This window comes from Amycolatopsis sp. 3B14 (assembly GCF_050958625.1).
Taxonomy (GTDB): Bacteria; Actinomycetota; Actinomycetes; order Mycobacteriales; family Pseudonocardiaceae; genus Amycolatopsis_E; species Amycolatopsis_E thermoflava.
In genome coordinates this window covers 40,294-52,154 of record NZ_JBHZEN010000061.1, presented here as the reverse complement: position 1 = coordinate 52,154, position 11,861 = coordinate 40,294, and the positions used below count along the sequence as shown (strand labels likewise).

The 11,861-nt window shown below is 73.5% G+C and carries 10 protein-coding genes; 6 read left to right on the top strand and 4 right to left on the bottom strand.

The features are described from left to right. On the bottom strand, positions 1-1,622 hold a 1,622-nt coding region (locus tag ACCP09_RS31415; protein WP_433752326.1), incomplete at its 3' end, for an AMP-binding protein. Positions 1,623-1,986: 364 nt separating this feature from the next. Here ACCP09_RS31415 and ACCP09_RS31410 point away from each other — a divergent pair. After that, positions 1,987-3,279, top strand: coding sequence for a DUF6801 domain-containing protein (locus ACCP09_RS31410; RefSeq protein WP_433752324.1), 1,293 nt, complete (start codon positions 1,987-1,989; stop codon positions 3,277-3,279). A gap of 69 nt (positions 3,280-3,348) precedes the next feature. Here the strand turns inward: ACCP09_RS31410 and ACCP09_RS31405 are convergent, their stop codons facing one another. Together ACCP09_RS31405 and ACCP09_RS31400 are read right to left on the bottom strand one after the other, a co-directional pair. Beyond that, the gene (locus ACCP09_RS31405; protein WP_433752322.1) at positions 3,349-4,347 is read right to left on the bottom strand and encodes an LLM class flavin-dependent oxidoreductase; all 999 of its coding nucleotides are present in this window, start codon (positions 4,345-4,347) and stop codon (positions 3,349-3,351) included. 206 nt (positions 4,348-4,553) lie between these two features. Further along, on the bottom strand, positions 4,554-6,044 hold the full coding sequence (locus ACCP09_RS31400; protein ID WP_433752320.1) for a carboxylesterase/lipase family protein: 1,491 nt from the start codon (positions 6,042-6,044) through the stop codon (positions 4,554-4,556). Between the two features lie 480 nt (positions 6,045-6,524). Here ACCP09_RS31400 and ACCP09_RS31395 point away from each other — a divergent pair, with 480 nt between their 5' ends. The 5 genes from ACCP09_RS31395 to ACCP09_RS31375 are packed head-to-tail and all read left to right on the top strand — an operon-like array spanning position 6,525 to position 10,932. Next, a complete protein-coding gene (locus ACCP09_RS31395; protein ID WP_433752318.1) occupies positions 6,525-8,750 on the top strand; it encodes a HAMP domain-containing sensor histidine kinase in 2,226 nt (741 codons plus the stop codon). Further along, positions 8,747-9,154: a roadblock/LC7 domain-containing protein gene (locus ACCP09_RS31390; RefSeq protein ID WP_017983289.1), complete on the top strand. Its 408-nt coding sequence runs from the start codon at positions 8,747-8,749 to the stop codon at positions 9,152-9,154. The genes ACCP09_RS31395 and ACCP09_RS31390 overlap by 4 nt, the downstream gene beginning before the upstream one ends. Beyond that, positions 9,151-9,537, top strand: coding sequence for a DUF742 domain-containing protein (locus tag ACCP09_RS31385; RefSeq protein WP_017983290.1), 387 nt, complete (start codon positions 9,151-9,153; stop codon positions 9,535-9,537). Before ACCP09_RS31390 ends, ACCP09_RS31385 begins: the two co-directional genes overlap by 4 nt. Continuing rightward, positions 9,518-10,105, top strand: coding sequence for a GTP-binding protein (locus ACCP09_RS31380; protein WP_400984899.1), 588 nt, complete (start codon positions 9,518-9,520; stop codon positions 10,103-10,105). The genes ACCP09_RS31385 and ACCP09_RS31380 overlap by 20 nt, the downstream gene beginning before the upstream one ends. 14 nt (positions 10,106-10,119) lie before the next feature. Then, on the top strand, positions 10,120-10,932 hold the full coding sequence (locus tag ACCP09_RS31375) for an MHYT domain-containing protein (protein ID WP_433752315.1): 813 nt from the start codon (positions 10,120-10,122) through the stop codon (positions 10,930-10,932). Here the strand turns inward: ACCP09_RS31375 and ACCP09_RS31370 are convergent. Next, the gene (locus ACCP09_RS31370) at positions 10,868-11,800 is read right to left on the bottom strand and encodes an AraC family transcriptional regulator (protein WP_027935390.1); all 933 of its coding nucleotides are present in this window, start codon (positions 11,798-11,800) and stop codon (positions 10,868-10,870) included. The two genes, ACCP09_RS31375 and ACCP09_RS31370, sit on opposite strands and share 65 nt — an antisense overlap. Positions 11,801-11,861: the final 61 nt, after the last annotated feature.

The following is an 11,861-nucleotide window of genomic DNA, read 5'->3' as shown; positions in this document are numbered from 1 at the left end:
GGTCCTTCCCCAGGAAAGTGGCCCCCGCCGGGCCGGGGGGCCCCGGTTCCCCCCGCGGGCCCCAGCCCCGCCAGTCGCGTGCCGAACGGCGGGTGCCCGGCGGTGGCGGGGGCGGCGCGCAGGTCGGCCGGTGTCGCGACGGAGGCGGCGGACACCTCGGTCGAGCCGTAGAAGTTGTAGAGCACGTCGCCGAAGGCGTCCTGGAACGCGGTGACGAGCGAGGCGGGCAGGGCCGACCCGCTGCTGGCCACGATCCGGAGGCTGCTGGTGTCGTACCGCGCCCGGACCTCCTCGGGCAGCGCCATGATGCGTTGCAGCATCACCGGAACGGCGAACACCGCGGTGCACCGGTGTTCCTGGATCGCCCGCAGGCACGCCTCCGGGTCGAACCGGCGCTGCATCACCAGCGTCGCGCGCAGCGGCATGCCGACCTGCAGCGCGGACAGGCCCCAGCTGTGGAACAGCGGCGCGGCCATCAGGATCCGCTCCCCCGCCCGCAACGGGATCCGCGACAGCAGCGCCACCGCGGCGCCGAGGCCCTTCGGAGTGGGGCGCCGCGCGCCCTTCGGCGTGCCGGTGGTACCCGAGGTGAGGACGACGATCGGCGCGGGCCGCTCCGGCGGGGCGAACTCGGCGTCCGGGGTGTCGGCGATGACCTCGGTCAGCGTCGGCTGGCCCGGCGGGCCGTCGTCGGCTCCGGTGAGCAGGACCGCGGTGAGCGGCAGCCCGGCGACCAGCGGCGCGAACTCGCCGTCGGCCACCAGCACGCGCACGTCGTGCCGGTCCACCGCGTGGGCGACCTGCGGCCGGGCGAGGCCGGTGTTGAGCAGCACGGTGCTCGCGCCGAGCCGCCCGCACGCCAGCAGCGTCTTCACCATCGCGCTGTGGTTGCGCGCCATGATCGCCACGGTGCCGTGCGGGCCGACGCCGACCGCCCGCAGTGCGGCGGCGAGCCGGTTGGCGTCGGTGCTGAGCGCGGCGAACGTGGTGCGGGCGCCGTCCTCGTCGATCACCGCGACACCGCGGGGTGAGCGGGCGGCGGCCGCGGTGTAGCCGCCGGCGAGGGTGGCGCCCCACCGGGCCAGCGCACGCAGCTGCCGGACCATGCGGTCGGGCCGGGCCGGCGTCAGGATTCCCGCCGCGATCAGCGTGTTGGCGACCTGCCGGGTCGACGGTGGGCGGTCCGGCGGCCACGCTTCCGCGGTGCCCCGCAGGTGGCGGTGGATCCGTTCGAGACCGTCCTGCGCCCAGGACCGCACGTCGGCCGGTCCGGGCGCGCGGCCGGGGCTGGGCACGCCGGGGCGGAAGTAGATGACCTTGAGCCGGGTGCCGTGGGGATCGTCGAACAGGCGTACCGACAGGCAACCGCCGGTGTCCGGCACCGTTTCCAGCACCAGCTGTTCCTCGCGGCGGCTCAGCAGCACCCGCATGTCGTGCTCGACCGGCCGCCCGCTCAGCGTCAGCCGGATCCGGTAGCGCGGGTGGCGTCCGGTCGTGCCCGTCCGCTCGACCGACCCGACGCCCCGGAAGAACCGGGGGTACAGTTCCGGCGAGCCGAGCAGCGGCCACAGCGCGGCCCGCGGCTGGTCGGAGAACAGGTCGAACGTGACGCAGTCGGGCATCCGCGGAAAGTAAGCCTGGCCCCCCTCCCGGTCAAGGCCGGCCACACGTTCTTGACACCCCAGCGCGAGCCGGTGAGCCGATTCTTGTCACCCCGGTGAGTGCTTCCGCCGACGGCCGCCGAACATTGTCCGTGCCGTGCGGGTCGGACCGGCGCCGTCCCATCGGCCGGTGACAACTTCCTTGGCCCGCAACGACTTTATCGGCGCACATATTGCCAATGCCGACGCCGCGAAACTAGCTTACCCATCGGTAGCAACCAATTCCGATGACCTCGCCGGCAGTTTCCCTTGCTGTCGCGTGGTTTTCGTATCACTGCCGATACACCGGAGGATAGGTGTGCGAACTAGAACCAGAATGAGAAGGATGGTCGCGGCGGCCGCGTCGGCGACCGTCGCGACCGGTGCGGCGCTCACGGCCGTGCTGGCCGGCGCCGGGACCAGTGCGGCCGATCCGGTCTCGCTGACCCTGAACTACAGCTGCCCGTTCCCGCTGATCGGTACCCAGACCCTGCAGATCGTGATCAGCGCGGACATTCCGACGACCGTGAACGTGGGCGAGCCGACCCCGGCCTTCACGGTCACCGCCGTGGCGACCGTCCCGCCGACCGCGACGCAGGGCCTGACCCTCGTCGGGGCGGCCACGGTCGAGGGCTCGGCCAAGGCGAGCTCGACCGTGACGGCGCCGGAGGCCACCATCCCGGTGACCGTGCCGGCGACGATCCCGGTCACCCCGGTGCCCGCGTCGGGCTCGTTCGACACGGTGGCCACCGGTGACGCGCCGTCCCTGACCTTCACCCAGGCCGGGCAGGCGACGATCACCGTCGGCGACATCCTGCTGACCCTGCACCCGAAGCGCGCCGACGGCACCGACACCGGGCTGGGCGTCTTCGACTCGCAGTGCACCCAGGTGGCCGGTCAGAACAACACGCTCGCCAACATCACGATCAACGGCGGCACGACGACCGAACCGACCACCACCGAGCCCACGACCACCGAGCCGACGACGACGGAGCCGACCACCACGGAACCGACGACGACGGAGCCCACCACGACCGAGCCCACGACCACCGAACCGACCACGACCGAGCCCACGACCAGCGAGCCCAGCACGACCGAGCCGACGACCACCACCAGCAACCCGCCGACCGGGATCGACTACAGCTACGCCCTCGAAGGCGATTCGGTGGTCAAGAAGCTCAACGCCACGGTGCCGCTGTCCGGCGGGATCGACGCGAACCTCGACCTGGCGTCCGGGAACTTCACGGCCGACCTGTCGCTGGAGCCGTCGAAGCTGAAGGCCACGCTGTTCCACTTCATCCCGATCACCGCGAAGGTGGCCTTCGAGCAGGCGGGCAAGACGACCGGGACGCTGGCGGGCGGTGTGCTGAACTCCACCAGCCACACCACCATCAAGCTGCCCAGCGTGAAGGTCTTCGGCTTCCCGATCAGCAAGTCGCCGAAGTGCCAGAGCTCGGAGCCGTCGGAGATCAACCTCACCTCCGGCCCCGGGTTCGACCCGCTGGCGGGCGGTGACCTCAGCGGCACCTACGAGATCGCCCCGCTGGAGAACTGCGGTCCGCTGACCGGGCTGATCAGCCCACTGGCGACCGGCCCCGGCAACACGATCGACGTCACCCTGTCCCCCAAGGAGTCCTGATCCGCTGACGGAAACGGGCCCGCTCCCCTGTCCATCGGGGAACGGGCCCGTTTTCCGTTGCCGGCGGGCTCAGCGGAGCAGCGGCAGCACCTCCGCGCCGAGCCGCGTCACGTTCGCCAGCACCCGCTCCCGCGCGCCGGCGCCCTCGACGAACAGGATCGTGTGCGCGATGCCCGTCCGCTCCGCCGCCGCGGCCAGCCGGTCGGCGCACGCGCGGGGGCTGCCGACCGGGTGCAGCCGGCACAGCAGGTCCGTGTATTCCGCCGCGTCGCGCGGGCGGTACGGGCGGCCGTCCACCGGCACGTACCCGGCCAGCCCCTCGCGCAGCCAGCCCGGCATCGACGCGCGCAGCTCGGCCTCCGCGGCCGCGCGCGAGTCGCCCACCTGCGCCAGCACCGCGGACACGTGCGGAGCCGACGGGTCCTGTCCGGACGCGGCCGCCGCCTTCCCGTAGTGCGCCACCATCGCGGCCTTCTCGTCGTCGCCGATGTGCATCCCCAGCAGCATCGGCAGCCCGCGCGCGGCCGCCAGCTCCACCGTCTCCCGCGACGTGCACGCCACGGTCACCGGCGGCAGCGACACCGGCCGCGGCACCACCGGCACCTCGCGGAACGCGAAGAACTCGCCCGCGGCGCCCACCGCGGCCGAGGAAAGCGCTTGCACCAGCAGGTCCAGCCCCTCGGCGAACCCCCGCTCGTACCGGTCCGGCCCGGTGCCGAAGACTTCGAGGTCCACCCACGGCCCGCCGCGACCGACACCGAGCCGGAACCGCCCGCCGGACACCCGGTCCAGCATCGCGGCCTGCTCGGCCAGCGCGACGGGGTGTGCACTGGACAGCACGCTCACCGCCGTCCCGACCGTGATCCGCCGCGTCCGGCCCAGGGCGTGCGCGGCGAACGTCACCGCCGACGGGCACACCCCGTAGGACATGAAGTGGTGCTCGGCGATCCACGCGTCGTCGAACCCAGCCGCCTCCGCGCGCTCGACCACGTCCAGCGACCGCGCGAGCGCCTCCCCGTCGTCCTGCCCCGGAAACCGTCCGGCGAGGACAAAAACCCCGAACCGCATGACGGCGAACCTAGGGCATGGTCCGGAAGTGGCCTGCGTGGCGGTGCGGGTGGCGGAACCTGAGGCGGCCCCTGGCTGTGGGATCGCCTCCTCATGACCGCCAGGTCACCACGTCGGCGCTGTCCTCGCCAGGAACCACCTCAGAACCCGCGGCGGCGCCAGGTGACGGCCCACCGCAAGCGGCTCCGCCGCTTAGGAAACAGAATCTAGCGGTCCCGCCAGAACCCGCAGTGGTGCGCCGCGGCGAAGTCACCGATCGTGCGAGGGCCGTCCGGCGCGAGCGCGCGCACCTGCTCGTGCGCTGGGTCGTAGCGCGGCCAGTCCGCACCGGGCGCGCCGGTGCGCACGAACGACGCCCAGTCGGCGACCATCCGCGCCGACAACCGCCGCTGACCGTCGTCGAACGACGCGCCGCCGCCGAACAGGTAGGACAGCTCCAGGCTGTGCGCGGCGCCGAGCGGGAACGGCGTGCGCGACAGGGTGTCCGGGACCGGGGCGCGCGAGTCGCCGAACTCGTAGGCGTAGACCGGGCCGGTGCGGGACAACGCGCCCGCCATGTCCCGCGCCGGGCACGCGAACGCGGCGTCGGTGAGCGCCGCCGCCAGCGCGCGCGGGGCCGAGCCGCCGTGGGCCGCGAGCGGGTACTCGGCGGCCACGGCCGCGGCGTCCGCCCCGAACGCGCGCGCCAGCGCCGCCGGATAGCCGTCGGCGGTGACCGTCTTCCCGGTCGCCGCGTACTGCTGGGCCAGGAACAGGGTGAACTCGTCCCGCGTCACGCCGACGAGCACCGGCACCCTGGCCGCGTCGCCGTCGCGCATCGCGTCGACCGGGTTGACGGGCAGCGCGCCGCCGCCGGTCACCGGGCCCGCGACCGGGACACCGGCGAGGTCGTAGTAGCGCGGCGGGGTGAGCAGCCGGGACGGCGGCAGGGCACGCAGGCACGCGGCGGCGGTGGCCGGATCAGCGCAGCCGAGTCCCGCCGCGTACGCCGTGCTCGCCGTTTCCGCCACCGTGGCCGGGGCGTGCGCCTGGCACGGTCCGCTTTGGACGATCGCGGCGTGGAACAGTCCGGCCGAGCCCGGCGAGACCAGGTGGTCGCACACCGACATCGCCCCGGCGGACTCGCCGGCGAGGGTGACCCGCGCCGGGTCGCCGCCGAACGCGGCGATGTTGTCCCGCACCCACCGCAGCGCCGCCTGCTGGTCGAGCAGGCCGAAGTTGCCGGTGCCGCCGTCGTGCCCGAGCGCCGGGTGCGCGAGCCAGCCGAGCGCGCCGAGCCGGTAGTTGACGGTGACGACCACCAGTCCGCGCGCGGCCAGGTCCCGCGCGTCGTAGGAGTCGCCGTTGCCCCCGACGAACGCGCCGCCGTGGATCCAGACCAGCACCGGGAGCGGCCCGGCGACGGCCTCCGGCGTGGTGACGTTCAGGAACAGGCAGTCCTCGCTGCCCGCCTCACCCGGCTGGGGGCACCGCGGGCCCGGCGCGGTGGCGTCCCGCACGCCGGTCCACACGGGAGCGGGCGCGGGTGGCTGCCAGCGCGCCGCGGTGGCGTACGGGATGCCTTGGAACAGCCGGTGGCCGCCGCCCACCGTGCCGCGGACCTGCCCGGCGGCGAGGGACACGACGTCCGGCGGGGCGGGCGCGGGCGCCGAGCAGGCGGCCAGGACGACGGTGAGGAGCAGGAGCAGGCGCGTCACGGTCGGGCGGCCACCGGTCTCGTCGTCACCGGTGCAGCCTAGACGGTGCGGAAACGGCGGTCGCATGTGGATTCGACGTCACCGGAAAATGTTTCACCGACCAATACCGCAATTAGGTTTTCACCCGGCAGCGCGGGTCGTTTTACCCACGGCGGCGCCCATTCACCCGCCATTAACCGGAGGACTCTCGGTGACCGCCCGGAAACAGCTCGCCGATCACGACAGAGGGCCATTGCGACATTTGGCCGAACGTCGTTCACCAGGTGCGACGCGCAGGGTTGACAAGGTCGCCCGGCTGCGGTTTTCTCCTGACACCGATCACCTGGGGAAGCTAATCACCGCGTTCCGCTTTCGCCGCGATCCCGCGCGGAACGGGGCATGGACACGAATCGGGCGGGCAAGGAAGAAATGGATACAGCGGGCTCCGGCCCTGGGGCATGGCATCCGCGCGGCTGGAGCCTGCGCACGAAAATCTCGGTCGTGCTGTTGCTGCCGGTGGTGGTCGCGCTGGCGCTGGCCGGGGCGCGGGTGCGGGCCGAGCTCGCCGAGGCGAGCAAGCTCAGCGCGGTGCGCGACCAGCTGCCCGCACTGCAGGCGACCCTGGACCTCACCGCGCTCGTCGAGGACGAGATGGTGCTCGCGGTCGCCTCGCCCGCCAGCAGCGAACTGGGCAGGCAGATCTCCACCGTCGACGCGAAGACCGCCGCGGTGCAGAAGCAGGCCGAGTTCGCGCAGCTGCCCACGGACACCGCGCGCACGCTGGACACCGCGCTCGGGCGGCTGGCCGGACTGCGGATGGCCGGCGCCGCGACGGGTTCGGCGACGGTGGCGATGACCGTCGGCTACCACGACATCGCCGTGGACCTGAGCCGGATCCTGCCGGAGTCCATCGCCGCGGCGGGCAGCTCCGCGATGGACACCACGGCGGCGACCGCGGGCGCGCTGATGCAGCTGCGCACCACCCGCGCGGTCGAGGAGGCGCTGATCCGCGCGTCGGGCACCGGCCCGGTCAACGACACGCTGCTGGCCGCTGCCGCCCGCGCGGCCGCCGAGGAAGGCGTGCTGGCGAGCCAGGTCGAGCGCGGCCTGCCGCAGGACGTGCTCGGGCGGTTCCGGTCCATCACGGGCAGCAACAGCAACCGCCAGGCCGTCCTGCTGGACGCGCTCACGACCGGCAACGGGAGCAGGCTGCCCGGCCTGCTCACCGCGCTGTCGACCGAATCGGCGGCACTGTCCGACCTGCTGGCGGGACAGGTGCGCGATCTGGCGACCACCGTCGGCGAGCGCACCAACGAGGCCCGCTCCAGCGCCCTGCGCGACACCGCGCTCGTGCTGGGCGCCCTGCTGGGGGCGCTGGCCATCGCGTTGCTCGTCGCGCGCTCGCTGGTGACGCCGGTGCGCCGCCTGCACGCGGCCGCGCTGACCGCGGCGCGCCGCGAGCTGCCGGAGACGATCGAGAAGGTCCGGGCGGGCGAATCGGTGTCCTGGGAGTCGATCGAGCCGGTCCCGGTGGACGGCGACGAGGAGATCGGGCAGCTGGCGCAGGCCTTCGGCGACATGCACCGGCAGGCCGTGCGACTGGCCGCCGACCAGGCCGAGCTGCGCCGCCAGGTCAGCGAGATGTTCATGACGCTGGCCCGCCGCAACCAGTCGCTGGTCGAGCAGCAGCTCACCCTGATCGAGGACCTCGAAGCCGACGAGCGCAACCCACAGCGCCTGGAGGAGCTGTTCCGCCTGGACCACATGGCGACCCGGCTGCGCCGCAACGGCGAGAACCTCCAGGTCCTCGCGGGCGGCAGCCCGGCCCGGCGGGACCACGGCCCGGTCTCCACCGCCGAGCTGCTGCGCGCCGCGACCTCCGAGGTGAAGGACTACCGGCGGGTCACCATCGTCAATGCCCCCAACGGCGCGCTGCGCTCGCACGCCGCCAGCGACGTCGTGCACATCCTCGCCGAGCTGCTGGAGAACGCGATCCGGTTCTCCCCGCCGGAGCACAAGGTGCTGCTCGCCGCCGACCGCGGCGCCGACGGCGGACTGCTCGTCGAGGTGGTCGACAGCGGGCTGGGCATGCAGCCGGACGACCTGGCCGCGGCCAACCAGCGGCTGGCCTCGGGTGACACGGTCAGCCCGGAGACCACCCGGCGGATGGGCCTGTTCGTGGTGGGGAGGCTGGCCGCGCCGCTCGGGGTCACGGTGCGCCTGCGGCCGACGCACCCGGGCGCGAAGCACGGCGGCATCACGGCCAGCGTGCACGTCCCGGGCGCACTGGTCCTCGCCGACGGCCTCGCCGCGCCCGACCCGGCGCCCGTGCGCCGCGAGCCGGTGCCCGCGCAGGCCCGCCCGGCCGCCACGCCCGTGCGCACCCCGATCTTCGACGGGGTGGTGTCCGGGTGGTTCACCGCGCAGCCGGGACCGGACTTCAGCAGCCCGGCCGACGAAAGCTGGCGCGCCGCGGAGATCGCGACCGAGCAGCCGGTCGCCGTGCAGGTCACCAGCGCCGGGCTGCCGACGCGCCGTCCCGGCGCGCAGCTCGCGCCGGGCGCGGCCATGCCGCGGCAGGCCGCGGCACCCGATCCGGCCGGTTTCCGCGACCCGAACGCGGTCCGGAACAACCTGGCCAGGCACTACAACGGAATGCGCGCCGCCCGGGCCCGCACGGGGAACGGGAACGGGCAGGCGCCACAGGGGAAGGCGGAACCACGATGACCGAAGAGCACGGCCCGGGCTGGCTGGTGTCGGCGTTCACCCAGGAGGTGGCCGGGGTCGCGCACGCCGCGCTGGTGTCCGCGGACGGCCTGCTGGTGGCGGCGAACGAGAGCCTGCCCAAGGACCGGGCCGACCAGCTCTCGGCGATCGCGTCCGGTCTCGCGAGCCTCGCCGTGGGCACGGCGGAGTTGTTCACCGCCGGCCGCGTCGTGCAGTCGGTGATCGAGATGGAGGACGGGTTCCTGCTGCTGATGAGCGTCGGGGACGGGTCGAACCTCGTCGTGCTCGCGAGCCCGGGTTGCGACATCGGGCTGGTCGGGTACGAGATGACGCTCCTGGTCGACCGCGTCGGCCGCATGGTCGAGACGCCGGCGCGCCAGGTCGCGTACCGGGCAAGGCCGTGAGTGAGCCCGACAGCTTCGGGGACCGCAGGCCGAACTCCCGCTCGCCGTCCCTGGCTCGCCCGTACGCCTGGACCGAGGGCCGCACACAGCCCGCGGTCGAGCTGGCCATCGAAGCGCTGGTGCAGACCACGACCGAAGGTCAGACCCTGCCCTACAACCGCGCGAGCGCGCCGTCGGTGGTGACGCAGCTGTGCCTGCGGCCCCGTTCGGTCGCCGAGATCGCGGCGCACCTGAACATCCCGCTCGGTGTGGCGAAGGTGATCGTCAGCGACCTGCTCGGCGCCGGGCTGGTGACCGTGCGGGACACCCTCGGCGACAACGCCACCTGGGACGAACGCCACGACCTCCTGGAAAGGGTCCTGAGTGGACTACGCACGCTCTGAGACGCGGAACCGCATCACCTCGGCCAAGATCGTGGTGGCGGGCGGGTTCGGCGTCGGCAAGACGACGTTCGTCGGGTCGATCTCGGAGATCATCCCGCTGCGGACGGAAGCCGCGATGACCGAAGCGTCGGTCGGCGTCGACGAGGTCGGCGCGATCCCCGGCAAGGCGGCGACGACGGTGGCCATGGACTTCGGCCGCATCACGCTCGCGCAGGACCTGGTGCTGTACCTGTTCGGCACGCCGGGCCAGCACCGGTTCTGGTTCATGTGGGACGACCTGGTGCGCGGCGCGATCGGCGCGGTGGTGCTGGTGGACACGCGGCGCCTGGCGGAATGCTTCCCCGCGATCGACTTCTTCGAGACCCGCCGCCTGCCGTTCGTGGTGGCGCTCAACCAGTTCCCCGGCGCGCGGCGGCACTCGGCCGACGACGTGCGGGAAGCGCTTTCCGTCGCGCCCGAGGTCCCGATCGTCAGCTGCGACGCCCGATCGATGGAGTCGACGAAGCAGACGCTGATCACGACGAGCGAGCACGCCATCGGCCGGATGCGGGCGCGCCTGCGCCGTTGAACGAGGAGTCTGCAATGGATCACGTCCACCACTTCGAAATGGGCACCTGGGTGATGGTGCTCGCCTACCTCACTTCGGTGGCGGGCTGCGCGCTCGGCCTGGCCTGCACGCTGCAGGCCCGCACCGCGATCAGCCAGCGGGCGCGTCTCGCGTGGCTGGCGCTGGCTGCCGTGTCGATCGGCGGCGTCGGCATCTGGGTCATGCACTTCATCGCGATGCTCGGGTTCGCCACGCCCGGGTTGCCGGTGCGCTACGACATCCCGCGCACGATCCTGTCCGCGGTGCTGGCCGTCCTGTCGGTGTTCGCCGGGCTGCTGGTGTTCGGCGTGCGCGAGCGGTTCCGGTGGTGGCGGCTGCTGGCGGCCGGGCTGATCACCGGGCTCGCGGTGAACCTCATGCACTACACCGGCATGTGGGCGGTGCAGATCAAGGGCACGATCGGCTACCAGGGCGGCCTGGTCGCGCTGTCGATCGTGATCGCGGTGGTCGCGGCGACGGCGGCGCTGTGGTTCACCGCCGCGCTGGACAAGCTGCAGTGGCGGCTGCTCGCCGGTCTCGTCATGGGCGCGGCGGTCACCGGCATGCACTACACCGGCATGGCGGCGGTGCGGGTGCAGGTCGACGTCAGCGCGCCCGACCCGTCCGGCGCCGAGGTGTTCTCGTTCCTGTTCCCCGTGTTCGTGCTGGCCGCGATCGCGCTCGCGGTGCCGGTCTGCGCCGTGCTGATGGCGCAGGCGCCGCCGGAGCCCGCCGGGGAGGACATCACCCCGGACGAGCAGCCGCTCCCCGCCGGTGCCGCTGCGGGCTCACCCCGTGAGCTCGTTTGAAGGCGGCGCTGAGCGCGAACGGACTCGAGTAGCCGACGCGGCGGGCGACGGCCGCGAGCGTGGTGTCCGGGTCGCGCAACAGGTCCGCGGCGAGCGCGAGCCGCCAGCCGGTGAGGTAGGCCATCGGCGGCTCACCGACCAGTTCGGTGAACCGGCGGGCCAGCGCGGCGCGGGACACGCCAGTGGCGGCGGCGAGCGTGGCGACGGTCCACGGGTGTTCCGGGCGGTGCTGCAGCAGGCGCAGCGCCCGGCCGACGACCGGATCGGCGTAGGCGCGGTACCACGGGCCCGATTCGGGGCCGGCGAACCATTTCCGCAGCACGTCGATGAGCAGCAGGTCGAGCAGCCGGTCGAGGACGGCCTCCTGGCCCGGCTCGTCGCGGGAGATCTCGGCGCCGAGCAGGGTCATCACCGGTGAGTCCGGCACGGCCACGACGACCAGGACGGGCAGCGCGCCGAGCAGGCGGCGGCTGACCTCGCCGCTGAGCTGGTAGGTGCCGACGAGCAGCGTGGTCGGGCCGTGCGGGTCGTTGCCCCAGGTGCGCAGGCCGAGGCCGGTCATCACGACCTCCTGCCCGCCCGGCGTGGTGCAGACCTGCTCGGGCCCGACGACGACCTGCGGCGTGGTGTCCGGGTGGTCGCAGAAGGTGTAGGGGTCGGGGCCGCGCAGCACCGCCACGTCACCGGCGGTGAGCTTGCGGGTGGTGCCGTCGTCGAAGCACACCCACGCGCTGCCGCGCAGGACGGCGACGAGCGTCAGCGGCGCCTCGTCCTGGATCCGCATCGACCACGGCGGCGCCAGCTGGGCGCGGAGGAGGAAGGCGCCGCGGGCGCGGGGCCCGTCCAGGAGGCCTGCCAGCTCGTCCACGGGCCCAGCGTAGACGAACGCGCATGCGGACGAGCGCGCTCAGCATGGTCCGCCCGTCTGC